The organism is Janthinobacterium sp. GW821-FHT03A03, from assembly GCF_059421435.1.
The window spans coordinates 1-25,145 of record NZ_JBWKUZ010000007.1 but is presented as its reverse complement, the minus strand read 5'-3'; the positions used below and the strand labels follow the sequence as shown (position 1 = coordinate 25,145).

The following is a 25,145-nucleotide window of genomic DNA, read 5'->3' as shown; positions in this document are numbered from 1 at the left end:
AGGGAGTTCCCATGAGCGCAGAGAAAACCACGTCGCGCCGCCGTTTCCTGCTTGGCGGCCTCGGTCTCGGCGTGGCCGGCGTGGGTGCCCTGGTGCTGGGCTGGGGCGTGCTGCCGCCGCGCCAGCGCCTGCACGGCAGCGCGCCGCTGGCCGTGCCCGGCGGCGCCGTGGCCCTGAACGGCTGGCTGGCCATCCAGGCCGACGGCACGGTGCTGCTGGCCATGCCGCGCAGCGAGATGGGGCAGGGCGTGCACACGGCCCTGCCCATGCTGGTGGCCGAGGAACTCGACGTGGCTTTGAGCAGCGTCAAACTGATCCAGGCGCCCATGGACAAGATCTTCGGCAATGTCGCCATGCTCAAGGACAGCCTGCCCTTCCATCCGGACGACCAGGGCCGCGTCAAGGCGCTGGCGCAGTGGACGGTGGCCAAGGCCGCGCGCGAGTTGGGCGTGATCGTCACGGGCGGCTCGTCGAGCGTGAAGGATGGCTGGGGCCCGATGCGCGAGGCGGGCGCCTGCGCGCGCGCCATGCTGCTGCAAGCCGCCGCCGCGCAGTGGCAGGTGCCGGCCGCGCAATGCCGCACGCAGAATGGCGAAGTCATGCACCCGGACGGGCGGCGCGCCACTTACGCCAGCCTGGCGCAGCGCGCCGCCGCCATCGATCCCGGCGCGCCCGTGCTGAAGCAGCCCGGTGACTTCAAACTGATCGGCCAGCCGGCGCCGCGCCGCGATACGCCGTCCAAGGTGAATGGCAGCGCGCGTTTCGGCATCGATGCGCGCCCGCCCGGCATGCTGTACGCGGCCCTGCAGCTGCCGCCGCGTCTTGGCGATACCGTTGCCTCGTTCGACGCGGCGAGCGTGCTGGCGCTGCCCGGCGTGAAGAAGGTGGCGGACCTGACGCCGGCGCTGGGCCAGCGCGGTGTCTCCTGCGTGGCCGTCGTGGCCGACACGTACTGGCGCGCGAAGACGGCCGCCGCCGCCCTGGCCGTGCAGTGGACGGCGGGACCGCAGGCGGGCTTGTCCAGCGACGCCGTGTATGCCGAATTTTCCCGCCTGCTCGATGGCGACGCCGGTTTTGCCTATTATTCCCGCGGCGAGGTCGAAGGCAAGGCGGCGCAGGCCTTGCGCAGCGTCAAGGCCGAGTACCGCGCGCCTTTCCTCGCCCACGCGGCCATGGAACCCGTCAACTGCACCGCGCAGGTAAAAGATGGCAAGGTGATGCTGTGGGTCTCCACGCAGGCGCCCGGCATCGCCGTCGACGTGGCGGCGAAAATCGCCGGTGTCGCCGCGCAGGACGTGGCCATCGAGGTGCTGCTGCTGGGCGGCGGTTTCGGCCGCCGCCTGGAAGTGGACATGATTGCGCAAGCCGTGGCCATCGCGCTGCAGTGCCATGGCGCGCCCGTGCAGCTGGTGTGGACGCGCGAGCAGGACACGCAGCACGATATGTACCGCCCGGCCGCGCTGGCCCGTTTCGCGGCCCGCCTCGACGAGCATGGGCGCATCGCGTCCTGGGACAACAAATCCGTCAGCGCTTCCATCACGCACCAGTTTTTGCGGCGTAATTTCGGCTTGCCCGGCGCGGGGCCGGACAAGACCACGGCCGAAGGCGAATTCGACATGCCGTATGAAATCGCCAACCAGCGCATCGCCCACGTGATTGCCGACAGTGCCGTGCCCGTCGGTTACTGGCGCTCGGTCGGGCACTCGCACAATGCATTTTTCAAGGAAAGTTTTATCGATGAGCTGGCCCACGCGGCGGGGCAGGACGGCATCGCCTTCCGCCGCGCCATGCTGGCGCAGCACCCGCGCCACCTGGCCGTGCTCGATGCGGCGGTAGCCAGGGCCGGCAGCGCGCCGCCCGGCCACGCGCACGGCGTGGCCCTGCACCAGTCGTTCGGCAGCATCGTGGCGCAAGTGGCGCAGGTGTCCGTGGAAAACGGCGAAATCCGCGTGCAGCGCGTCGTGTGCGCCATCGATTGCGGCATCGCCGTCAATCCGAACATCATCGCCCAGCAGATGGAGTCGGCCGTGCTGTTCGGCCTGTCGGCGGCGCTGGCCGGCGAGATCACGTTCAAGGATGGCAAAGTCGAGCAGAGCAACTTCCACGACTATCCCGTGCTGCGCATGGGGCAAACGCCCGAGGTGGAAACCATCGTCATCGCCAGCGCGGAACACCCGGAAGGCGTGGGCGAGCCGGGCACGCCGCCGATCGCGCCGGCCGTGGCCAACGCCGTCTTCAGTCTGACGGGAAAACGCCTGCGCAGCCTGCCGCTGCGCCTGGGGTAAAGTTTATTAAGAACACCTAACAAAACCGTAGCGAGCGGCAGTGAGTTGTGGCTGAGAAGCGGAGCTGTGCGGATGCACGGGAGCGCCGAGTCAGTGAGCATCGGAGGCCGCGACCCGCGACGCGCAGTAGGTTTTGTCGGGTGTTCTAGGCCAGGGTGGCGGCCAGCAGGTTGCGCAGATTGCAGTCGCGCTGCCAGTCGCGCCGTTCCTGCGTGCTGGCGGCCTGCGCCGCCAGTTCGGCCCCGCTGAGCGCCTGCTGCGCCTGCACCATGCGGTGCGCCAGGCCGCCGTCGGGCAGCACGGTGCCGAAGAAGGCCACGTTGTCGTCGCGCTGGATCAGCAGGGTGGGGAAGTTGTCGATGTCGAGGTCGCCCACCACGTCGGCCTGGTCTTCGATGTCGATCCAGACGAACAGCGTGTCCGGGTGGCGCGCGGCCAGTTCCTCGAACGTGGCGCGGTAGCTGCCGCAGGTGCCGCACCACAGCGCGCACAGGCAGGCCACGGTCCAGCGGGGCCCGGCCAGGGCTGCCGCGACATCGGCGCGGTTATCGGTCGTGAGGGTCAGGCTGTGCATGGTTGTTCATATCAGTAGGGCCGATGGGCGCGGGGCGCCCGATGCGCGTATTCTACCGCGCCCGGCCAGCGCAGTCCCGACAATGCATGAGCTTGTTTGACCGTGTTTTTTGATGTAACTCACCTTTCTGGTGGATAATGCTGGTAATTGCGCGCTGATTACGCTGGTCCCTGCTGCTTCCTGGCCCCGCAGCCTGACTCCTCCAGTCTGTTTTCACGCCCTGCCCGGTGTCAGCGCTCCCGCCTTTGTTTATATTTTATTATGGAATTAGCCAGTTTATGTTGAGTTACCGCCACGCCTTTCACGCGGGTAATCACGCCGATGTGTTGAAGCATTATGTGCAGATTCAGTTGTTGCAGTACCTGAATCAAAAAGATACCGCCTATAGTTATATCGATACCCATTCCGGCGCGGGCGTGTATGCGCTCGACGGCGGTTATGCGTCGAAAAATGCCGAGTACGAAACGGGCATCGCGCCCCTGTGGGACCGCACGGACTGGCCCGCTTCGCTGGCCGAGTACATGAAGCTGATCAAGGAAATGAATCCCAGCGGCAAGATGCGCTACTACCCGGGTTCGCCGTACTGCGCCGACAAGGTCAGCCGCGAGCAAGACCGTTTGCGCCTGTTCGAGCTGCATCCTGCCGACGCCAAGATTCTGGCTGACAACTTCCGCAAGGTCGAGGCGCATGCGCTGGCCCAGGGCGAGCGTCCCACCGTGCGCGGCAAGCGCGTCATCATCACCAAGGCCGACGGCTTCCAGAGCCTGAAAGCCCTGCTGCCGCCGCCATCGCGCCGCGCGCTGGTGCTGATCGATCCGCCGTATGAAGACAAGATGGATTACCGCAAGGTCAAGGACACCCTGGCCGACGCCCTCGTGCGCTTCCCGTCCGGCATGTACGCCGTCTGGTACCCGGTGCTGCAGCGCATGGAATCGCGCCAGTTCGCCGACAAGCTCAAGCAACTGCCAAGTTCGGACTGGCTGCACGTGACCCTGACGGTGAACACGCCGTCGCCGGACGGTTTCGGCTTGCACAGCAGCGGCATGTTCATCTTGAACCCGCCATACACGCTGGAGCCGATGTTGCGCGAAGTCATGCCCTACCTGGTCAAGGTATTGGGCCGCGACGATGGCGCCAAGTTTGTGTTGGAAACAGGCAAGGGCGGACAGAAAAATACGGGCACCAGAAGAGTGTAGTCATGCTCGGCTTGGTAGTGCGGCAATAAAAAAACGCCACGGTGCAGTCGACCGTGGCGTTTTTTATTGGCTGGCGAGGAATTACTGTCCCAGCAACAGGAACACGGTGGGTTTCTTGTGGAAGTCCGGCGCCTTGCCGGCGGCCAATTGTTTCTTCCACTGTCCGCCATTCCACGTCTGCACGCTTTCCGTGTCCAGGCTCAGGTCGGTGGCGACGCAGATCAGGGTCGATGGCGCGCATTGCGCCACCAGCGCTTCGAGCATGGCGGCGTTGCGGTATGGCGTCTCGATGAACAGCTGGGTCTGCTTTTCATTGCGTGACCGGCTTTCCAGTTCCTTGAGGCGCTTGGCGCGCAGGGCCGCATCCGTGGGCAGGTAGCCGTTGAAGGCGAAGCTCTGGCCGTTCAAGCCGCTGGCCATCACGGCCAGCAAGATCGACGACGGCCCCACCAGCGGGCGCACCTTGATGCCGTGCTGGTGCGCCAGGCGGACCAGGTCGGCGCCGGGGTCGGCCACGGCCGGCACGCCCGCTTCCGATATCAGGCCCGCATCGCGCCCCGCCAGCAGCGGCGCCAGCAAGCCGGCCAGCGCTTGCGCCGGGGTATTGACGTTGAGTTCCGAAATCGTGATTTCCTGCAGCGGCCTGGCCAGCGGATGCTGGTTGCCGATCAATTTCAAAAAAGCGCGCGCCGTCTTGGCATTTTCCGCGACGAAATAATCGAGTTGCGAGGTGAGGTGCCGCACCTGCTCGGGAATGATGCGGGCCAGCGGGTCGATGGCGCCGTCGGACAGGCCGAGGTGGTTGGGGATCAGGTACAGGGTGCCGGTCATATTATTAGCTTTGTATTGGCCGGGGTCGGTCCCGCCACGATCGGAATGTGCTCCATTGGAGCACGCTCCCCCGTCGGGACTGTCCCCCGCGTGATTAAAATGTAAAAAACGCCACGCCGGCCTTGCGCAGCATGCCCGTCAAGGCGATCAAGGGCAGGCCGGTAAGGGCGGTCGGGTCGGTGGTGGCGATGCCTTCGAGCAGGGCGATGCCCAGGCCCTCGTTCTTGGCGCTGCCGGCGCAGTCATACGGCTGCTCGATGCGCAGGTAGGCGTCCAGTTCGGCATCGGGCACGTCGCGCATGGTGACGACAGTCTGCACATCCTCCACTTGCGCCACGGCGGGCGACTTGCGCCCGTCGAGCAGGCACAGTGCCGTGTGGAACACGGTCTGGCGCCCGCGCATGGCCTGCAGCTGGCGCAGGGCGTTGCCATGGTTGCCGGGCTTGCCGATCTGCGCGCCGTCCAGGGTGGCGACCTGGTCGGAGCCGATGACGAGACTGCCAGGATGGCGCTCGAGCACGGCCTGCGCCTTCGCCTGGGCCAGGCGCAGGGCCGTGGCGCTGGGGCTTTCGCCTGGCAGGGGGCTTTCATCGAGATCGGGCACGGCCACCTCGAAAGGCAGGCGCAGGCGTTGCAGCAATTCCTTGCGGTAGGTTGAACTCGATGCAAGAATCAAGCGCAATGGGGCGGAAGTTGGTATCATTCGGTAGCGGATGGCGGCCGGCATGGCCGCGATTGTATGTGTAATGGTCTGTGCCATGGCGCTTCCACCGGAATCCCGGGGCGTGGAGTCCGTCTATGAGGCTCCAGGCGGCATGGCGGCGTTGATGAATATTCAATAAGTACGTCAAAAAAGATGGCAGGCCTTTGACTCGGCGCTTAAAACCCTGTTATTATCGCAGGTTTTCCGGGGAAATTTTCTACCAATGAATGCTTTTGTGATCGACGCCTTTGATTTTTGTCGTATCAGCGGGAGCCGCGAGGGTGTAACTCCTGTCGCTGAAATGACCCGGTTGACCAAGGATTGTGCAGATGCTTCCGGCGACATCGCCTGGAAGATCGTCGGCGGCACCAGCAAGCTGGGCTACCCGCAACTGACCTTGTCGGTCAACGGCACCGTTCAGCTGGTATGCCAGCGCTGCCTGACTCCGTATGCGTATGCGATTGATTCTTCGACTGTTTTGATGCTGGGCAAGGATGACGAGCACGCGGACGAGATCGAAGAAATCATCAACGATGAAACGATCGACGTGATCGTTGGCAGCCGCACCATGGATGCCGCGGCCCTGATCGAAGATGAAGCCTTGCTGGCCCTGCCGCAGGTAGCCAAACACGACGTCTGCCCCGATACGGCGCAGCTCGATGCTCTCAAGACTGAAAAGAAGTCGCCGTTCGCGGCACTGAAAGACTTGAAGCCAGAATAAGTAGTGTAAGAAAGGAAGCCTTAAAAAACCGTAGCGAGCGGCCCGATATCGTCTTGAGTAGCGCAAGCGTACGAATGTACTGAGCGCCGCCGAGGCGATAGCGGGAAGCACAGTAGGTTTTTTATGCTTCCTGTAAAGAACGTGTCAAACGCGTGTAGTAATCGAGTATGGCAAGTGTAGTGAAATGTAATTGTAATAAACGATGTCGGTACGGACTGTTTTCGGGTAGTCTTTGCCGCTGGGATACTCGATTCGCATGTATTTGCTAATCGAATGTGCTAAAATTTTAGAACTTATGTATTAGGAGTCATCATGGCAGTTCAACAGAACAAGAAAACCCCTTCCAAGCGCGGCATGCACCGTTCGCACGACTTCCTGGTCGCGCCGCAATTGAGCGTCGAGCCAGTTACCGGCGAAACACACATGCGTCACCATATCAGCCCTAACGGCTTCTATCGTGGCCGTAAAGTGTTGAAGACCAAAAACGACGAGTAATCGACGTTTTTGTTGGGTAAGATGAAAGCGGTGTTGCGTGGTTATTCGGCGTGGCGCCGCTTCTTCTTTTTTATCGGCTGCAATTCATCTTGCACACCCGTCATTTTGAATCACGCTGTCCAGGTCTGTGCATGATATGTTGCGCCCTGCATATGCTCCAGTCCGATTCACATCTTGCCGCACGCCCGCAGCGGTACTGAATCAACACAAATGACAATCAAAATTTCTATCGACTGCATGGGCGGAGATCATGGTCCCTCAGTCACTATCCCCGCAGCAATTTCCTTCGTAAAACATGAGCCTGAAGCCGAACTGATCCTTGTTGGATTGGAAGACGTGATCCGTGCCGAACTGAAGAAACATAAAGCTGACACGCATCCGCGCCTGTCGGTGCTGCACGCCTCCGAACAAGTTACCATGGACGATCCCCTGGAAGTGGCGCTGCGCCGCAAGAAGGATTCCTCCATGCGCGTGGCCATCGAACAGGTCAAGAGCGGCGTGGCGCAAGCCTCCGTTTCCGCCGGTAATACGGCAGCCCTGATGGCCGTGTCGCGCTATGTATTGAAAACCATGTCCGGCGTCGACCGTCCGGCCATCTGCAGCATCTTGCCGAATCAAAAGAACGGCCCGACCTACATGCTGGACCTGGGCGCCAACGTCGATTGCGAACCGCATCACTTGCACCAGTTCGCCATCATGGGTTCCGTGCTCGTTTCCGCCATGGAAGGCATAGCCCGTCCGACGATCGGCTTGCTGAACGTGGGCACGGAAGATATCAAGGGCAATGAAGTGGTGAAGCTGACTTCGAAGCTGCTGCAGGCCGACCACGAACGTGGCGCGCTGAACTTCTACGGCAACGTAGAAGGCAACGATATCTTCAAGGGCACGACCGATATCGTCGTCTGCGACGGTTTTGTCGGCAACGTCACCCTGAAAGCCATCGAAGGCCTGGCGCGCCTGATGAAGGATGTGCTCACGTCCGAATTCAAGCGCAATCCGGTCACCATGCTGGGCGCGCTGATCGCCCGCGGCGCCCTGAAAGCCATCGGCAACCGCCTGAATCCCTCGCGCTACAACGGCGCCAGCCTGCTGGGCTTGCGTGGCCTCGTCTTCAAGAGCCACGGCAGCGCCGACGCCTATTCGTTTGAATGGGCCTTGCGCCGCGCCTTTGATGCGGCAAAAAATGACGTGCAAGCGCACCTGGCCAGCCTGATCGCCGAGCTGATGCCGCGCACGCCAGTTCCGGATGAACCTACATCAACAAGCTCTACCATTTAGTGGACGGGTACTTGCATGACTGTTTTTAGCAAAACTTACAGCAAAATTATCGGCACCGGCAGCTATTTGCCGGAGAAGCGCGTCACCAACCAGGATCTGACCGAACAGCTCGCCGCCAAGGGCATCGAGACCTCGGATGAATGGATCGTCTCGCGCAGCGGCATCTCGGCGCGCCATTACGCGGCGCCGACGCAAAATTCCTCGGACCTGGGCGTGGAAGCGGCCAAAAAGGCCCTGGACATGGCCGGCCTGAACGGCAACGACCTGGACCTGATCATCGTCGCCAGCTCGACCCCCGATTTCTTCGGCAGCTTCCCCAGCACCGCCTGCATCGTGCAAAACAAGCTGGGCATCACGAACAACTGCGCCGCCGTCGACGTGCAAGCCGTCTGCAGCGGCTTTGTCTATGCCGTGGCAACTGCCGATAGCTTCATTCAATCGGGCATGCATAAAAACGTGCTGGTGATCGGCGCCGAAGTGTTTTCGCGCATCCTCAATTTCGACGACCGCGGCACCTGCGTGCTGTTTGGCGACGGCGCCGGCGCCATCGTCATGACGGCGTCGAAAGAGCCGGGCATCCTGGCCACCAAGCTGCACGCGGACGGCCGCCACTCGGACATCCTCAGCGTGCCGGGCAGCCTGGCCGGCGGCGCGCTGGCCGGCAGCGCCTTCCTGTACATGGATGGCCCGGCCGTCTTCAAGCTGGCCGTGTCCGTGCTGGAAAAGGTCGCGCACGAAGCCCTGGAGCACGCCAACATGACCTCGGACCAGATCGACTGGCTGATTCCGCACCAGGCGAATATCCGCATCATGAACAGCACGGCCAAGAAGCTCGGCTTGCCGCTGGACAAGATGGTCGTCACCGTCGACCAGCATGGCAACACCTCGGCCGCCTCGATCCCGCTGGCGCTCGACATCGCCGTGCGCGATGGCCGCGTCAGGAAGGGCGACAACGTCATGATGGAAGGCGTGGGCGGCGGCTTTACCTGGGGCGCCGTGCTGGCGCGCATGTAATCCCGCAACACTATTAAAAGAACGGAGTCGACATGACACAATTTGCATTTGTTTTCCCAGGCCAAGGCTCGCAAGCGATTGCGATGCTCGACGGCTTTGCCGGCAACCCCGTGGTGGCGCAGACCGTCGCCGAAGCGTCGGACGCCCTGCAATGCGACCTGGGCAAGCTGATCGCCGAAGGTCCGAAGGAAGAGCTGGACCTGACCACCAACACGCAGCCCGTGATGCTGACGGCGGCCGTGGCCTTCTACCGCGCCTGGCTGGCGGCGGGCGGCCCCGTGCCGACGGTCGTCGCCGGTCACAGTCTCGGCGAATACTCGGCGCTGGTTGCCGCCGGCGTGATCTCGTTCAAGGATGCCGTGCCGCTCGTGCGCTTCCGCGCGCAAGCGATGCAGGAAGCCGTGCCGGTCGGGCAGGGCACGATGGCTGTCGTGCTGGGCCTGTCGGATGACGACGTGCGCGCCGCCTGTGCGGAAGCGGCGGCGGAAAACCCGGCCCTGGTGGTCGAGCCCGTCAATTTCAATGCGCCGGCGCAAGTCGTCATCGCCGGCCACACGGCTGCCGTCGAGCGCGCCTGCGAACTGGCCAAGGCCAAGGGCGCCAAGCGCGCCATGAAGCTGCCTGTCTCGGCGCCATTCCACTCGTCGCTGCTCAAACCCGCATCGGACCGCTTGCGCGAGTACATGGCCGGCTTGAGCTTCTCGGCGCCGCAGATCGCCCTGATCAACAACGTCGACGTGGCCATCGTCAACGATGTCGCCGGCATCAAGGACGCCCTCGTGCGCCAGGCAGCCAGCCCCGTGCGCTGGGTGGAAACCATGCAGAAGGTCGCCGCGGATGGCATCACGCAAGTGATCGAATGCGGTCCGGGCAAGGTCCTGATGGGTCTGGCCAAGCGCATCGATCCCGTGCTGGTGGGCGACGCCATCGTCGACCAGGCCTCGCTGGAACGCATTTTGACGCAGCTCAAATAAACAGCAAACGGCAGTGCAGCTGTGGCTGCCGTCAGCCATCTTTAAGGATACTCATGAATTTAGCAAATCAAGTCGTGCTGGTCACGGGCGCCTCGCGCGGCATCGGCCGCGCCATCGCCACCGAACTGGGCAAGCAGGGCGCCACCGTGGTTGGCACCGCCACCTCGGAAAGCGGCGCGCAAGCGATCACCGATTACCTGGCCGCCGAAGGCGTGGCCGGCAAGGGCCTGGTCCTGAACGTGACCGATGCGGCGCGTTGCGCGGCCGTCGTCGACGAAGTGCAGAAAGCCTACGGCAGCCTGTCCATCCTCGTCAACAATGCGGGCATCACGCAAGACCAGCTGGCCATGCGCATGAAGGATGAAGAGTGGGACAGCGTGATTTCGACGAATCTGTCGGCCGTGGGCCGCCTGTCGCGCGCCGTACTGCGCGGCATGATGAAAGCCAAAACTGGGCGTATCATTAATATCACGTCCGTAGTGGCCTCGTCGGGCAATCCGGGACAGATGAATTACGCGGCGGCCAAGGCCGGCGTGGAAGGCATGAGCCGTGCGCTGGCGCGTGAGATCGGCAGCCGCAACATTACCGTGAACTGCATCGCCCCCGGTTTCATCGATACCGACATGACCAAGGCGCTGAGCGAAGAGCAGCACGCGGCCCTGTTGACGCAAATTCCCCTGTCCCGCCTGGGCAAGCCGGAAGATGTGGCGGCGGCCGTGGCCTTTCTGGCCTCGCCGCAAGCGGCCTATATCACGGGCACGACCCTGCACGTGAACGGCGGAATGTATATGAATTGATGTGAACGGTAGACGGAACGGGCGTTTGTGGCATGATTCAACGGTCGTTTTTGTCTATAATCGCATCTTTTAGCAGCAGCTTCGGTCGAATTAGCAGCAGACACCGAAATTAGTATTCGGACGCGCAAACCTGATAAAATGCGCGCACTTTCCGTAACACACACTTTGGAGCCATAACATGTCGGATATCGAACAACGCGTTAAGAAAATCGTCGCTGAGCAACTGGGCGTTGCAGAAGCAGACATCAAAATCGAATCCTCCTTCGTCGACGATCTCGGCGCCGATTCCCTGGACACCGTGGAACTGGTCATGGCCCTGGAAGACGAATTCGAAATGGAAATCCCTGACGAACAAGCTGAAAAAATCACCACCGTGCAACAGGCGATCGACTACGCCACTGCACACGTCAAGGCCTAAGCCTGTCTGACCGACTTCAGGAGAATCGCTTGAGCCGTTCTAAAAACCGTCGTGTTGTTGTCACCGGCCTGGGCTGCGTTTCACCTGTCGGCAATACTATTGCCGAGACGTGGGGCGCAATCGTCGAAGGTAAATCCGGCATTGCCACGATTACCAAATTCGATGCACAGCCATTCACCACGCATTTTGCCGGTGAAGTCAAAGGCTTCAATATCGAAGATTACATCTCCGGTAAAGAAGCCCGCCATATGGATACCTTTATCCATTACGGCATGGCTGCAGGCATCCAGGCGATGCAGGACTCCGGCCTGGAAGTGACCGAGGAAAACGCCGAGCGCATCGGCGTGATCATCGGTTCCGGTATCGGCGGCTTGCCGCTGATCGAGGAAACCAAGTCCGAGTACGAAAAGCGCGGTCCGCGCCGTATCTCGCCATTTTTCGTGCCTGCCTCGATCATTAACATGATTTCTGGCAACCTTTCGATCAAATATGGTCTGAAGGGTCCGAACCTGGCGATCGTGACGGCGTGTACCACCGGTCTGCACAGCATCGGCGCGGCAGCGCGCATGATCGAGTACGGCGATGCCGACGTCATGATCGCCGGCGGCGCCGAGTCGACCGTGTCGCCGCTGGGCCTGGGCGGTTTCGCCTCGGCACGCGCCTTGTCGACCCGCAACGACGATCCGGCAACGGCATCGCGTCCGTGGGATGCCGACCGCGACGGTTTCGTGCTGGGCGAGGGCGCTGGCGTGATGGTGCTGGAAGACTACGAGCACGCGGTGGCCCGTGGCGCCAAGATCTATGCCGAAGTGCATGGTTTCGGGATGAGCGCAGATGCTTATCACATGACCTCGCCGCTGGAAGATGGCAGCGGCGGCAGCAAATCGGTGATCGCGGCCCTCAACAACGCCGGCTTGAACGCGGATCAGATTCAATACCTGAACGCGCACGGCACGTCGACCCCGCAAGGCGACGTGGCGGAAGTGATGGGCATCAAACGCACCTTCGGCGAGCATGCCAAGAATCTGGTTGTCAACTCGACCAAGTCGATGACGGGCCATTTGCTGGGCGGCGCGGGCGGTCTGGAAGCGGTGTTTACGGTCCTGGCATTGCACCATCAGGTGTCGCCGCCGACCATCAACATCTTCAACCAGGATCCGGCTTGCGATCTCGATTTCTGTGCCAACACGGCGCGGGATATGAAGATCGATTATGCAGTGAAGAATTCGTTCGGCTTCGGCGGTACGAATGGCACGCTGATTTTCGGTAAAGCGAAATAAGCAGGAACTTTCAAGCGCTCGCTGCGGTCCAACCGTAGTGAGCGCTGATTCGGCGCCAACGTTCGTTGGCGCCTGAATTTGCCCGGCATGTTGCTGGCGCGCCTTTCTTTCCCTTGTTGTATGTCAATCGCCATATCGCTGCTTATTCGCACGCCCGTCTGTTTGTGCTGGCTGCAAGCGGCCCTTGGCGTGGCTGCGCTGACGGCTGCCTGGCCCTTGTCGGGCGCGTGGCGCGGCGTGTCCGGACCCGGCGTGCTCGTGGACGGTTATGCGCTGGGCTGGCCTGGCGCCGTGCTCAGTGCGCTTGGCGGCAGTTTTTTACTGCTTGCCCTGCGCTGGCGCAGAAAGCCGCACAGGCTTGATATTTCGCCGGTCGGCCAGTTGCGGCTGGCGGTATATCTGGAGCATGGCGCGGCGCCGGCGGATGCCGCCGCGGCGGTGGCGCCGGGCAGGGCGGCGGCGTCACCGCGGCGGCTGTTGCCGGGCTCCACCTTGTGGCCGTCGCTGCTGGTGCTGCGCCTGGCCGATGGCGACGGCAGGCGCAGCGCCGTGCTGGCGCAGCGGGGGCGTGCTTGTCCCGCGTTTCGCCAGCTGGCCGTGGCGTGCCGGGCTATCGCGGCGCGGGAAAGGGAAGAATAAAAGTGGGGCGAACACTGAACTTCTTGCAGCGGGCCAACTCTATATCCATACAGGCGCCCACGCTGCATGCCAATGGGGATACGCGGCGTGAGGACAGAGCGCGAGTATGATCAGTTACTGGTCGAGCGGGTGCAGGCTGGCGACAAACGGGCATTTGACGTCCTGGTATCGAAGTATCAGCGTCGCTTGATGCGCCTGGTGTCGCGCCTCGTGCATGACCCGGCGGAGGCCGAAGATGTGGTGCAGGAAACCTTTATCAAGGCGTACCGGGCGCTGCGGCATTTTCGCGGCGACGCCGCCTTCTATACATGGTTGTACCGCATCGGCATCAACACGGCCAAGAATCACCTTGTCACCCAGGGCCGTCGCGCGGCCACGTCCAGCGACACTGATGCCGAGCAGGCGGAGTCCTTCGATGACGGCAATAAATTGCGCGACAACAATACGCCCGAATCGGTGCTGGCCAGCAAGCAGATTGCGGCGACCGTCAACGCGGCCATGGATGTGCTGCCCATCGAGCTGCGCACGGCCATCGTGCTGCGCGAAATCGAGGGGCTCAGCTATGAAGAGATAGCGGAGATCATGTCCTGTCCCATCGGCACCGTGCGCAGCCGCATTTTCCGCGCGCGCGAAGTGATCGCGGAAAAATTGAAGCCTTTGTTGGACATGCCGATTGACAAGCGCTGGTAATGTGATGAGTATGGAGTTGGCATGGCTGCGCTCGGTTTCCGCACAGCTACTCTTGAAATGGCAGGGCCTATCATGGACACGCACACCCAATTACACGAGAACATTTCCGCCCTGGCCGATGGCGAGCTGGCGGCCAGCGAACTCGAACTGGCCTTTGCCGCCCTCGACACGGAAACGGGCCGCCAGGCCTGGGAAGCGTATCGCCGCATCGGCGATGTTTTGCGTTCGGACCTGTGCGGTCACGAGCTGAGCCCTCAATTCGCGGCGCGCCTGGCGGGCCGGCTGGCCGGCGAGGCGGCGCCCGCGCGCGACGGCGCACCAGCGCCCGTGCCGTCGGCGCTCGTGCCGCCGGGCATGCCCGAGCCGCTGGCGCCGCGCTAGGGCGCTTGCCCGTCTTACGCGAGGCTTAATGCCATGCGCGCCCCCTTGACACGGGACTTCCCCCCGATTGACACTATGAACAGGCAATATCTTGCTTTTGCGATATATTGTTGCATGCCATGCGTGCGCCCAGGTGTGTTTCCCTGGGATTCGGCGATGACGGCGAATCATGCGCGCAGGCAATCGCCTGATCCGTTTTAATATTCGAAAAGATCCTTTCCATGAAAAAAAACATGTGTGCTGCCAGCAAGACGTTTTCAGTGAAGACGCTTTCCGCCTTATTGTTCGGTACGGCTGGCGTCTTTTTCGCCCCGACCATGCTGGGCCTGGCGCCACAGGCCCACGCTGCCGTGCCGGCCGTGAAACTGCCTGATTTTTCAGACCTGGTCGACGCCGTCGGCCCGGCCGTCGTGAATATCCGCACCACCGAGCGCCTGAGGATGAACGGCCCCGGCATGGGCGGCCAGGATGAGCAGGAAATGCAGGAATTCCTGCGCCGCTTCTTCGGCGGCGCCATGCCGGCGCCGCGCCAGCAGGCGCCGCGCGGCGGCCGTCGCGCCGTGCCGCAGGAGCAGGAAGTGCAGCGCGGGGTCGGTTCCGGCTTCATCATTTCAGCCGACGGCTACGTGCTGAGCAATGCGCACGTCGTCGATGGCGCCGACGAGGTCTACGTGACTCTGACGGACAAGCGCGAATTCAAGGCCAAGGTGATCGGCGCCGACGCGGCCACCGACGTGGCCTTGCTGAAGATCGAAGGCGCCAACCTGCCGCGCCTGACCATCGGCGACTCGAACAAGATCCGCGTGGGCGAGTGGGTGATCGCCATCGGCTCGCCGTTCAACCTGGAAAATACGGTAACGGCCGGCATCATTTCCGCCAAGGCCCGCGACACGGGCGACTACCTGCCGCTGATCCAGAGCGACGTGGCCGTCAATCCCGGCAACTCGGGCGGCCCGTTGATCAATATGCGCGGCGAAGTGATCGGCATCAATTCGCAGATCGCCACCCTGTCCGGCGCCTACAACGGCATTTCGTTTGCCGTGCCCATCGATGAAGCCATGCGCGTGGGCGAGCAGCTGAAGAAGACGGGCAAAGTGGTGCGCGGACGCATCGGCGTGCAGATCGGCGCCGTCAGCAAGGAGGTGGCGGAATCGCTGGGCTTGCCAAATGGAAATGGCGCGCAAGTATCGATGGTGGAACCGGGCGGCGCGGCCGACAAGGCGGGCATCAAGGCCGGCGACATCATCCTGAAATTCAATGGCGCGGCAATCGAGCGCTGGTCCGACCTGCCGCGCCTGGTAGGCGGCGCCACCGTGAACGGCAAGGCCAACATCACCATCTGGCGCAATGGCGCGCAGCAGACCTTGCCCATCACCGTGAGCGAGCTCGATAGCGGCAAGACGGCCAAGAAGGGCGCCCGGGAGCCGGAGGCGCAAACGGCCAACGCGCTGGGCCTGAAGGTCAGCGACGTGCCGGCCGCGAAGAAGCAGGAACTGAAGATCGATGCTGGCGTGCAAGTCGATGACGCCGATGGCGTGGCCGCCCAGGCCGGCTTGCAGCCAGGCGACGTGATCTTGCAACTGAATAATGTTGCCGTCAAGGACGCCAAGCAGTTCAATGCGCTGGTGGCCAGGCTCGATCCGAAGAAGTCTGCGGCCGTGCTCGTGCGCCGTGGCGACACGGCGCAATTCGTGCCGCTGCGCCCGTCGGCCAAGTAAGTTTCTGATTCCACCCGCATCCCGGCCTGGCCGGGATGCCTTTCCCCCTTTTCCATGCATTTCACCCTGTATTCCCGCAGTTACTGCCATTTATGCCAGGACATGCTCGACGCCTTGCTCCTGCTGCAGCCGCCAGACCAGCCTTTCACGGTCGACGTGATCGACATTGACGACTCCCCTGACGCCAGTCTGCTGGCCCGTTTCGATGAATTGGTGCCGGTCCTGTTCGGCGACCTGGCGCAGCCGGCGCTGTGCCACTATTTTCTCGACGAAGCAGCCGTGCGGCGCTGCCTGGTGTAGTTTAAATGGCAATATTGACACCGCATCGCACCATTCTGGTGCGAAAAACAGGCGAAATTGTCGCCTCGCCCCGGCTGCGGCCTCATAAGACGGGCTTTCCGCTCTGAAATCCGGTAAAATGGGGAGGTCGAAAAAGCTACTGTCCGAGGCAGCAGCTTCTGTCGCTTCAAAAGCGCTCGCCTGGGCATGCAGATGTCCTGCTCGGAGCGCTTTTTTCATCATGAGTGGGGTGCCCGGTTTTGGCCCGGCTTGGCCCGAGCATGATCCCCATGATTCCTGTTAAAGCAGTGTCGTCAACTTCGCACTTATATTAGTTAATGAACAACATACGCAACTTCTCCATCATCGCCCATATTGACCACGGTAAATCGACCCTGGCTGACCGCATCATTCAATTGTGCGGCGGCTTGTCCGACCGCGAGATGGAGGCGCAGGTGCTCGATTCGATGGATCTGGAGCGCGAGCGCGGCATTACCATCAAGGCGCAAACGGCGGCCCTGCACTACAAGGCGCGCGATGGCCAGATCTACAACCTGAACCTGATCGATACGCCGGGCCACGTTGACTTCAGCTATGAAGTGTCGCGCTCGCTGTCCGCCTGCGAAGGCGCGCTGCTGGTCGTTGATGCATCGCAAGGCGTGGAAGCGCAAACCGTGGCCAACTGCTATACGGCGCTGGACCTGGGCGTCGAAGTGGTGCCCGTGCTGAACAAGATCGACTTGCCGAACGCCGATCCGCCGACCGCCATTGCCGAGATCGAAGACGTGATCGGCATCGACGCCACCGACGCCGTGCATTGCTCGGCCAAGACGGGCCTGGGCGTGCAGGACGTGCTCGAATCGCTGATCGCCAAGGTGCCGCCGCCGAAGGGCGACCCGGATGCGCCGCTGCAGGCGCTGATCGTCGACTCCTGGTACGACTCCTATGTGGGCGTGGTGATGCTGGTGCGCGTGGTCAACGGCACCCTGAAACCGAAGGACAAGATCCGCCTGATGGCCACCGACTCGGTGCAGCTGGTGGAAGACATCGGCGTGTTCTCGCCCCGTTCGCAATCGTTGCCGCAACTCTCCGCTGGCCAGGTGGGCTTCATCATCGCCGGCATCAAGGAATTGAAGGCGGCGAAAGTGGGCGACACCGTCACCCTGGCCAATCGTCCCGCCGCCGAACCGTTGCCTGGCTTCAAGGAAGTGCAGCCGCAGGTGTTCGCCGGCCTGTTCCCCGTCGAAGCGAACCAGTACGATGCGCTGCGCGACTCGCTGGAAAAGCTGAAACTGAACGACGCGGCCCTGATGTACGAGCCGGAAGTGTCGCAGGCGCTGGGCTTCGGCTTCCGCTGCGGCTTCCTGGGCCTGCTGCACATGGAAATCGTGCAGGAGCGCCTCGAGCGCGAATTCGACATGGACCTGATCACGACGGCGCCCACCGTCGTGTATGAAGTGATCCAGCGCGACGGCACCCTGATCAACGTCGACAATCCGTCGAAGATGCCCGACCCGTCGCGCATCGAGGAAGTGCGCGAGCCTATCGTCACCGTCAACCTGTACATGCCGCAGGAATACGTGGGTTCCGTGATTACCCTGTGCATCGCCAAGCGCGGCATCCAGCTGGACATGAGCTACCACGGCCGCCAGGTCAAGCTCGTGTATGAAATGCCGATGGCCGAGATCGTGCTGGACTTCTTCGACCGCCTGAAATCGACGTCGCGCGGCTATGCCTCGATGGATTACGAGTTCAAGGAATACCGCGCGGCCGACGTGGTCAAGGTCGACATGCTGATCAACAGCGAAAAAGTCGATGCGCTGGCCATCATCGTCCACCGCTCGAACAGCCAGTACCGCGGCCGCCAGGTGGCCGCCAAGATGCGCGAGCTGATCCCGCGCCAGATGTTCGACGTGGCGATTCAAGCGACCATCGGCGCCAACATCATTTCGCGCGAAAACGTGAAAGCCTTGCGCAAGAACGTGCTGGCGAAGTGCTATGGCGGCGATATCAGCCGCAAGAAAAAATTGCTGGAAAAACAAAAAGCGGGCAAGAAGCGCATGAAGCAAGTGGGTTCCGTAGAGATCCCGCAAGAAGCATTCCTGGCAATTTTACAAGTGGACGATAAATGAACCTGCAAGTGATCTTAGGAAATTTCGCTTTAATCCTGTTCGTGCTGATGGTGCTGACGGGCCTGGTATGGTGCCTGGACGTGTTTTATCTGTCCAAGCAGCGCCGCAAGGCGGCCGACCGCGCCCTGGCCGAGTTCGACGCGCGCCAGTCCAGACTGGCCGCCGAAAACATCAAGTCCGATGCGGGCGGCAGCCGCGCCGCCATCGAGGCGGCCCTGCTGCGCCAGCCCACCTGGGTCGAGTATTCGGGCAGCTTCTTCCCCGTCATCGCCCTCGTGTTCTGCCTGCGCTCGTTCCTGTACGAACCGTTCAAGATCCCGTCGAGCTCGATGGTGCCGACCCTGCTGGTGGGCGATTTGATCCTGGTCAACAAGTTCACCTATGGCATTCGTTTGCCGATCGTCAACAAGCGCATCATTGAAGTCAACGACCCGCAGCGCGGCGACGTGATGGTGTTCAAGTATCCGAAAGATATGTCGCAAGACTATATCAAGCGCGTGATCGGCGTGCCCGGTGATAAAATCACCTATGAAAACAAGCGCTTGACGGTCAACGGCAAGGAAGTGGCGTACACGCCGCTGGACGATTACCTGGACGACGAAAGCACCGTGTACCACAAGCAGCTGGAAGAAAACCTGACGGGCGTGAGCCACCGCATCCTCAACGACGAGCCTGCTCCCACGTTGAACTTGCGCGAAGTCAAGGATTTCCCCCACAAGGAGGCGTGCAACTACAACGAAGACGGTTTCACTTGCGTGGTACCAGCAGGCAACTACTTCATGATGGGCGACAACCGCGACAATAGTGCGGACAGCCGCTACTGGGGCTTCGTGCCGAACGAAAACATCGTCGGCAAGGCCTTCCTCGTGTGGATGAACTTCAGCAACCCGAAACGCGTAGGCGGCATCCATTAAGTATTTCTTGCATGCAATACCCATGGCTGCCGCGCCGACTCCCCGCGCGGCGGCCAGCCGAATCAATCAGATGACACAGAAACAACAATGAATCTTCAGCTATTGCAAACCCGTCTAGGCTATACGTTCCAGGATGCTGGCCTGTTGCAGCAAGCCTTGACGCATCGTAGCCACAGCAGTTTGCATAACGAGCGGCTGGAATTCCTCGGCGACTCCATCCTCAACTGCGTGGTCGCCTCCATCCTGTACGAGCGCTTCAAGACCATCGACGAGGGCGATCTGTCGCGCCTGCGCGCCAACCTGGTCAAGCAGCAGTCGCTGTATGAGATCGCGCAAAAGCTGGAACTGTCGCAATTCCTGCGCCTGGGCGAAGGCGAGCTCAAATCGGGCGGCTTCCGCCGTCCGTCCATCCTCGCCGACACCCTCGAAGCCCTGCTGGGTGCCATCTTCCTCGATACGGGCTTCGACGCGGCCAGCACGGTGATCCGCGCGTTCTACATCCCGATACTCGACTCGGTCGATCCGCAGACCCTGGGCAAGGATGCCAAGACCCTGCTGCAGGAGTTTTTGCAAAGCAAGAAAATTTCGCTGCCACAGTACAACGTGGTGGCCACCCACGGCGCCGCCCACAGCCAGGAATTCGAGATCGAATGCCTGGTGCCGAAATTGAACATCCAGGTCTACGGCCGTGGCGGAAGCCGCCGCGCCGGTGAGCAAGCCGCCGCCAAACTGGCGCTGGACGTGGCCGAGCAGGCGCTGCTGAAGTCGCCTGCCGCCAGCCGCAAGCCCAAACCGCGCGCCGCCCAGCTCAAGCTGGCCGGCATTGCCACCATCCAGAGCGACGACGCGCCAGCCTCCGCGGCCCCGGCGATCGCCGCTCACACTAAACAGAATCGACACTAGCATGACTGCCACCAAAATGCCCGACAACTTCCGCTGTGGCTATATCGCCATCGTGGGCCGCCCCAACGTGGGCAAATCGACCCTGATGAACGTGCTGATCGGCGCGAAGGTCAGCATCACTTCGCGCAAGGCGCAAACCACGCGCCACCGCATCACGGGCATCCAGACGCTGCCGGACGCGCAATTCATCTACGTCGACACGCCAGGCTTCCAGACGCGCCATTCGAACGCGCTGAACAAGACGCTCAACAAGACGGTGACGAACACGCTGATTTCCTCGGACGTCATTTTGTACGTGATCGAGGCGGGCACCTTCGGCCCGGCCGACCAGCAAGTGATGGACCTGCTGCCGAAGGAAGTGCCGTGCATCCTCGTCATTAATAAATCCGATCGCGTCAAGGATAAGGCTGTATTGTTGCCATTTGCGCAAAAGATCGCCGCCATGCGCGACTTCGCCGCCATCGTGCCCGTGTCCGCCAAGCTGCACTTCCAGCTGGAAGGCTTGCAGAACGAGATCAAGCGCTTCCTGCCGGAAAACCAGCCCATCTTTGGCCCGGACGACATCACGGACCGCAGCGAGAAATTCCTCGCCTCGGAAATCGTGCGCGAAAAGCTGTTCCGCTTCGTCGGCGACGAACTGCCATACACGAGCACCGTGCTGATCGAGAAGTTCGAGCAGGAAGGCGATCTGCGCCGCGTGTTCGCCGCCATCCTGGTCGAGCGCGATACGCACAAGTCCATGATTATCGGCAACAAGGGCGCGCGCCTGAAGGAAGTGTCCACGCAGGCCCGCCTGGACATGGAAAAGCTGTTCGGCGGCCCCGTGTACCTGGAAATCTGGGTCAAGGTCAAGTCGGGCTGGGCCGACAACGAGGCGGGCTTGCGCGCCTACGGCTACGAGTAATCCGCAACCCGGGGGCGACGCCACACGCATGAGCACCACCACGCCAGCGCAGCCTGACTCCGCGCCAGCCGCGCTCGTCCCCGCGCCGCCGGCCGCACCTTCCGCGCCGGCCGCACCCCGGCGCAGCCGTCCGCCCGCGCGCGACGGCCGCATCACGGGCCAGCCAGCCTTCGTGCTGCACAGCTACCCGCACAAGGAAACCAGCCTCATCGTCGACGTGTTTACGCGCGAATACGGCCGCATCGCGCTCGTCGCCAAGGGCGCCAAGCGGCCCCATTCGCAGCTGCGCGGCGTGCTGCAGACCTTCCAGCCCCTGCAGGCAGGCTGGACAGGCAAGTCCGAGCTGCGCATCCTGACGGGCGCGGAATGGGTGGGCGGCATGTTGCCGCTGGAAAAGACCGCGCTGCTGTGTGGCTTTTACCTGAATGAACTGCTCGTCAAGCTGCTGGCGCGCGACGACCCGCATCCCGTGCTGTTCGACCACTACGTTGCCACCTTGAATCAACTGGCGCACAATGAGCCGGCGCCCATTGTGCTGCGCAAGTTCGAGCGCGCCCTGCTCAAGGAAACGGGCGTGGCGGCCGACCTGACGCGCTGCACGGGCACGCGCCAGGCCGTCCAGGCGGGGCAGGTGTACGTGGTCGACCCGGAACGGGGGCCGCGCCCGGCGCGCGCCGCCGACGCCTGGCCCAGGATCACGGGCAAGACCCTGCTCGACATGGAGCGCGAAGATTATCTTGACGTGGCCACGCAGGCGCAAAGCAAGCTGCTGATGCGCTTCCTGCTGGCCCATCAACTGGGAGGCGCCACCTTGAACACGCGCCAGATACTGATCGATTTAATGCAGCTGTAGCGGCGGTCCGCCGCGCGACAGCACTTTACGGATACCATCACCATGAGCTTTTTGCAGCCTGCCGGCCCCGTCATCGACCTGGGCGTCAATATCGACCACGTGGCCACCTTGCGCAATGCGCGCGGCACCGCGTATCCGGACCCGGTCCGCGCGGCCCTGCTGGCCGAACAGGCGGGCGCCGACGCCATCACCCTGCATTTGCGCGAGGACCGGCGCCACATCAAGGATGCGGACGTGATCGCCATCGCGCCGCAATTGCTCACGCGCATGAACCTGGAAGCGGCCGTGACGGCCGAGATGATCGATTTTGCCTGCCGCATCCGCCCGGCCGATGTGTGCCTGGTTCCGGAAAAACGCACGGAAGTGACCACCGAGGGCGGCCTGGACGTGGTGCGCTACTTCAAGGAAGTGCAGGCGGCCGTGCGGCAGCTGCAGGGCGAGGGCATCCGCGTGAGCCTGTTCATCGATGCCGACGAGCAGCAGATCGCCGCCGCCGCCGAGCTCGGGGCGCCCGTGATCGAGCTGCACACGGGCCGCTATGCCGATACGGCAGGCGCGGAGCAATTGGCGGAACTGGAGCGCATCGAGGCGGGCGTGCTGTTCGGCGTGGGCCGCGGCTTGAAGGTCAACGCGGGCCACGGCTTGCACTACACCAACGTGCAGGCGATCGCCGCCATTCCCGATATTGCCGAACTGAACATCGGCCACGCCATCGTCGCCCATGCCGTGTTCGTCGGCTGGGAAAACGCCGTGCGCGAAATGAAGGCCATCATGGTGGCCACGCGCCTTGGCCACCGGGCCTGAGCATGGATAGCAAGGAGGCGGCATGATCTACGGCATCGGCACCGATATCTGCAAGATTCCCCGCATCGAGGCGGCCCTGGCGCGCCATGGCGAGCGTTTCGCCAAAAAGATACTGGGGCCGCAGGAGCTGGAGAAATTCCGCGCCCGCAGCGCCAAGAACGCCGTGCGCGGCGTGCGTTTTCTCGCCACGCGCTTTGCGGCCAAGGAGGCGTTTTCCAAGGCCATCGGCCTGGGCCTGCGCATGCCGATGACCTGGCCCGCCGCGCAGATGCTGAACCATCCCAGCGGCAAGCCGATGATCGTCTGCAGCGGCGTGCTGGCCGAGTTCATGGAGCAGCACCGCCTGAGCGCGCAAGTGACGATCAGCGATGAAGAAGAATATGCGGTCGCGTTCGTGATCGTGGAACAGGCGGAGCAGCAATGAGATGCCGGGGTCCGTCTTGTTTGATCGGAATGCGTGCCATTGGGACGTATTCCCCCGGCGGTCTGACCCCATTTAAGAGCCAGCAATGACCGAAGCAAGCCCAGAATCTTCCTTGGCGGAAACGCCGCCCGACCCGCGCGCGCAGGTGCTGGCCACCGTTGCCAAGCTGCCGAACCTGCCCGGCGTGTACCGCTATTTCGACGCCGCCGACAAGGTGTTGTATGTAGGCAAGGCGCGCGACCTGAAAAAGCGCGTGTCCAGTTACTTCCAGAAGAATCTGGCCAGCCCCCGCATCGCCATGATGGTCGAGCGCATCGCGCGCCTGGAAACGACCGTCACGCACAGCGAGGCGGAAGCCTTGATCCTGGAAAACAACCTGATCAAGGCGCTGCAGCCGCGCTACAACATCCTGTTCCGCGATGATAAATCGTATCCGTATCTGAAAATCACGAATGGCGACGCGCCGCGCATGGTGTATTACCGGGGCGCGGTGGACAAGAAAAACCAGTATTTCGGGCCGTTTCCCAGTTCCTGGGCCGTCAAGGAATCGATGCAGATCCTGCAAAAGGTGTTTTTGATCCGCACCTGCGAGGACAGCGTCTACGCGAACCGCACGCGGCCGTGCCTGCTGCACCAGATCGGCCGCTGCAGCGCGCCGTGCGTGGACCTGATCAGCAAGGAAGACTATAAAAACGACGTGGAAAACGCGGCGCGTTTCCTGCGCGGGCGCCAGAGCGAAGTGCTGGCCGACCTGGAAAAGAAGATGCACGCGTTTGCCGCCGAGCTGAAATTCGAGCAGGCCGTGGTGGTGCGCAACCAGATCGCCTCGCTGTCGCGCGTGCTGCACCAGCAGAGCATGGAAACGACGGGCGACGCCGACGTGGACATCCTCGCCGTGCTGGTGCAGGGCGGGCGCGCCTGCGTCAACCTGGCCATGGTGCGCGGCGGGCGCCACCTGGGCGACCGCGCCTACTTCCCCAGCCAGCTCAGCGATGCGGCGGCGATTGCCGAAGAGCCGATCGAGGTGGAAGTGCTGGCCGCTTTCCTGGCCCAGCATTACACGGAAAAATTCATTCCCGGCACCCTGATCCTGAATATCGAGTTCGACCAGCCGGCCCTGATGGTGGCGCTGATGGAGCAGTGCGGCCACCGCATCAACCTGATCTTCCAGCCGCAGGGACAGCGCCGCCAGTGGCTTGAGATGGCGCAAAAGGGCGCCGAGATTTCGCTGGCCCGCCTGTTGTCCGAGCAGGGCTCGCAGCAGTCGCGCACGCGCGCGCTGGCCGAAGCGCTGCGCCTGGAGACGGAAGATCTCGACAGCCTGCGCGTCGAGTGTTTCGATATCAGCCACACGCAGGGCGAGGCGACGCAGGCCTCGTGCGTGGTATTCCACCACCACGCCATGCAGAATGGCGAATACCGGCGCTATAACATCAACGATATCACGCCCGGCGACGATTACGCGGCCATGCGCCAGGTCTTGATGCGCCGCTACGAAAAGGTGGCCAATGGCGACGGCGTGATGCCCGACGTGGTGCTGATCGACGGCGGCAAGGGACAGATCGAAATGGCGCGCCAGGTGTTCGCCGAGCTGGGACTCGATATCAGCTTGATTGTCGGCGTGGCCAAGGGGGAAGGGCGCAAGGTGGGCCTGGAAACCCTGCTGTTCGTCGACGGCCGCGCGGCGCAGGAACTGGGCAAGGAATCGGCGGCGCTGATGCTGATCGCGCAAATCCGCGACGAGGCGCACCGCTTCGCCATCACCGGCATGCGCGCCAAGCGGGCCAAGACGCGCCAGACCTCGCGCCTGGAAGAGATCGAAGGCATCGGCGCCAAGCGCCGCCAGAAGCTGCTGTCGCGTTTTGGCGGCCTGCGCGGCGTGGTCGACGCCAGCGTCGAGGACCTGATGTCGGTGGAGGGGATTTCGACCCAGCTTGC

The 25,145-nt window shown here is 62.5% G+C and carries 26 protein-coding genes; 23 read left to right on the top strand and 3 right to left on the bottom strand.

The genetic code is table 11. The features are described from left to right. Positions 1 to 11: 11 nt before the first annotated feature. The gene (locus tag AC07VI_RS15330) at positions 12 to 2,285 is read left to right on the top strand and encodes a xanthine dehydrogenase family protein molybdopterin-binding subunit (protein WP_492994967.1); all 2,274 of its coding nucleotides are present in this window, start codon (positions 12 to 14) and stop codon (positions 2,283 to 2,285) included. 145 nt (positions 2,286 to 2,430) lie between these two features. On the opposite strand, the gene AC07VI_RS15325 is transcribed toward AC07VI_RS15330, so the two are convergent. Beyond that, on the bottom strand, positions 2,431 to 2,859 hold the full coding sequence (locus tag AC07VI_RS15325; protein WP_086147480.1) for a thioredoxin family protein: 429 nt from the start codon (positions 2,857 to 2,859) through the stop codon (positions 2,431 to 2,433). Positions 2,860 to 3,137: 278 nt separating this feature from the next. On the opposite strand from AC07VI_RS15325, the gene AC07VI_RS15320 reads away from it, so the two are divergent. Beyond that, positions 3,138 to 4,055: a 23S rRNA (adenine(2030)-N(6))-methyltransferase RlmJ gene (locus tag AC07VI_RS15320; RefSeq protein WP_086147479.1), complete on the top strand. Its 918-nt coding sequence runs from the start codon at positions 3,138 to 3,140 to the stop codon at positions 4,053 to 4,055. 81 nt (positions 4,056 to 4,136) lie between these two features. Here AC07VI_RS15320 and AC07VI_RS15315 read toward each other — a convergent pair whose 3' ends face one another. Both AC07VI_RS15315 and AC07VI_RS15310 read right to left on the bottom strand, forming a co-directional pair. Beyond that, a complete protein-coding gene (locus tag AC07VI_RS15315) occupies positions 4,137 to 4,886 on the bottom strand; it encodes an SAM-dependent methyltransferase (RefSeq protein WP_099374905.1) in 750 nt (249 codons plus the stop codon). A gap of 94 nt (positions 4,887 to 4,980) precedes the next feature. After that, a complete protein-coding gene (locus AC07VI_RS15310) occupies positions 4,981 to 5,589 on the bottom strand; it encodes a Maf-like protein (protein WP_099419474.1) in 609 nt (202 codons plus the stop codon). 223 nt (positions 5,590 to 5,812) lie between these two features. On the opposite strand from AC07VI_RS15310, the gene AC07VI_RS15305 reads away from it, so the two are divergent. The 21 genes from AC07VI_RS15305 to uvrC all read left to right on the top strand — a co-directional run. Continuing rightward, positions 5,813 to 6,310, top strand: coding sequence for a YceD family protein (locus AC07VI_RS15305; protein WP_086147477.1), 498 nt, complete (start codon positions 5,813 to 5,815; stop codon positions 6,308 to 6,310). A 312-nt stretch (positions 6,311 to 6,622) separates the two neighbouring features. Further along, entirely contained in the window at positions 6,623 to 6,805 is a 183-nt protein-coding gene (rpmF, locus tag AC07VI_RS15300; RefSeq protein ID WP_034749653.1) for a 50S ribosomal protein L32, read from the top strand. A 210-nt stretch (positions 6,806 to 7,015) separates the two neighbouring features. Beyond that, positions 7,016 to 8,083, top strand: coding sequence for a phosphate acyltransferase PlsX (gene plsX / locus AC07VI_RS15295; RefSeq protein ID WP_086147476.1), 1,068 nt, complete (start codon positions 7,016 to 7,018; stop codon positions 8,081 to 8,083). Positions 8,084 to 8,098: 15 nt separating this feature from the next. Beyond that, positions 8,099 to 9,097 (top strand): beta-ketoacyl-ACP synthase III, encoded by a 999-nt coding sequence (locus tag AC07VI_RS15290; protein WP_086147475.1) that lies wholly within the window; start codon positions 8,099 to 8,101, stop codon positions 9,095 to 9,097. 32 nt (positions 9,098 to 9,129) lie between these two features. Further along, complete coding sequence (gene fabD / locus AC07VI_RS15285) at positions 9,130 to 10,071, top strand: ACP S-malonyltransferase (RefSeq protein ID WP_099374904.1); 942 nt, start codon at positions 9,130 to 9,132, stop codon at positions 10,069 to 10,071. 53 nt (positions 10,072 to 10,124) lie between these two features. Then, on the top strand, positions 10,125 to 10,868 hold the full coding sequence (gene fabG, locus AC07VI_RS15280; RefSeq protein ID WP_086147473.1) for a 3-oxoacyl-ACP reductase FabG: 744 nt from the start codon (positions 10,125 to 10,127) through the stop codon (positions 10,866 to 10,868). 178 nt (positions 10,869 to 11,046) lie between these two features. Beyond that, on the top strand, positions 11,047 to 11,286 hold the full coding sequence (acpP, locus tag AC07VI_RS15275) for an acyl carrier protein (protein ID WP_008449912.1): 240 nt from the start codon (positions 11,047 to 11,049) through the stop codon (positions 11,284 to 11,286). Positions 11,287 to 11,315: 29 nt separating this feature from the next. Then, positions 11,316 to 12,566: a beta-ketoacyl-ACP synthase II gene (gene fabF, locus AC07VI_RS15270; protein WP_492994962.1), complete on the top strand. Its 1,251-nt coding sequence runs from the start codon at positions 11,316 to 11,318 to the stop codon at positions 12,564 to 12,566. Between the two features lie 120 nt (positions 12,567 to 12,686). Then, positions 12,687 to 13,205 carry a hypothetical protein gene (locus tag AC07VI_RS15265; protein ID WP_086147471.1) on the top strand — a complete coding sequence of 173 codons (519 nt, stop codon included), beginning with the start codon at positions 12,687 to 12,689 and terminating at the stop codon, positions 13,203 to 13,205. An 87-nt stretch (positions 13,206 to 13,292) separates the two neighbouring features. Then, positions 13,293 to 13,895, top strand: a complete 603-nt coding sequence (gene rpoE, locus AC07VI_RS15260; RefSeq protein ID WP_086147494.1) for an RNA polymerase sigma factor RpoE — start codon at positions 13,293 to 13,295, stop codon at positions 13,893 to 13,895. A gap of 72 nt (positions 13,896 to 13,967) precedes the next feature. After that, positions 13,968 to 14,276 (top strand): sigma-E factor negative regulatory protein, encoded by a 309-nt coding sequence (locus AC07VI_RS15255; RefSeq protein ID WP_099374903.1) that lies wholly within the window; start codon positions 13,968 to 13,970, stop codon positions 14,274 to 14,276. Positions 14,277 to 14,497: 221 nt separating this feature from the next. Then, a complete protein-coding gene (locus AC07VI_RS15250; RefSeq protein ID WP_086147963.1) occupies positions 14,498 to 15,994 on the top strand; it encodes a DegQ family serine endoprotease in 1,497 nt (498 codons plus the stop codon). Between the two features lie 54 nt (positions 15,995 to 16,048). After that, positions 16,049 to 16,294 carry a glutaredoxin family protein gene (locus tag AC07VI_RS15245; protein WP_086147962.1) on the top strand — a complete coding sequence of 82 codons (246 nt, stop codon included), beginning with the start codon at positions 16,049 to 16,051 and terminating at the stop codon, positions 16,292 to 16,294. A gap of 317 nt (positions 16,295 to 16,611) precedes the next feature. Further along, entirely contained in the window at positions 16,612 to 18,405 is a 1,794-nt protein-coding gene (lepA, locus tag AC07VI_RS15240; protein ID WP_086147961.1) for a translation elongation factor 4, read from the top strand. Beyond that, on the top strand, positions 18,402 to 19,319 hold the full coding sequence (gene lepB, locus AC07VI_RS15235) for a signal peptidase I (RefSeq protein WP_086147960.1): 918 nt from the start codon (positions 18,402 to 18,404) through the stop codon (positions 19,317 to 19,319). Before lepA ends, lepB begins: the two co-directional genes overlap by 4 nt. An 87-nt stretch (positions 19,320 to 19,406) precedes the next feature. Further along, on the top strand, positions 19,407 to 20,222 hold the full coding sequence (gene rnc, locus AC07VI_RS15230) for a ribonuclease III (protein ID WP_086147959.1): 816 nt from the start codon (positions 19,407 to 19,409) through the stop codon (positions 20,220 to 20,222). Between the two features lies 1 nt (position 20,223). After that, positions 20,224 to 21,126, top strand: a complete 903-nt coding sequence (gene era, locus AC07VI_RS15225; RefSeq protein WP_076566641.1) for a GTPase Era — start codon at positions 20,224 to 20,226, stop codon at positions 21,124 to 21,126. 28 nt (positions 21,127 to 21,154) lie between these two features. Then, positions 21,155 to 21,979 (top strand): DNA repair protein RecO, encoded by an 825-nt coding sequence (gene recO, locus AC07VI_RS15220; RefSeq protein ID WP_086147958.1) that lies wholly within the window; start codon positions 21,155 to 21,157, stop codon positions 21,977 to 21,979. A gap of 42 nt (positions 21,980 to 22,021) precedes the next feature. Beyond that, positions 22,022 to 22,783: a pyridoxine 5'-phosphate synthase gene (gene pdxJ / locus AC07VI_RS15215; RefSeq protein WP_492994956.1), complete on the top strand. Its 762-nt coding sequence runs from the start codon at positions 22,022 to 22,024 to the stop codon at positions 22,781 to 22,783. Positions 22,784 to 22,805: 22 nt separating this feature from the next. Further along, the gene (gene acpS / locus AC07VI_RS15210) at positions 22,806 to 23,207 is read left to right on the top strand and encodes a holo-ACP synthase (protein ID WP_086147956.1); all 402 of its coding nucleotides are present in this window, start codon (positions 22,806 to 22,808) and stop codon (positions 23,205 to 23,207) included. A gap of 85 nt (positions 23,208 to 23,292) precedes the next feature. Continuing rightward, positions 23,293 to 25,145: excinuclease ABC subunit UvrC (uvrC, locus tag AC07VI_RS15205; protein WP_494808807.1), on the top strand; the 1,853-nt coding region annotated here is incomplete at its 3' end.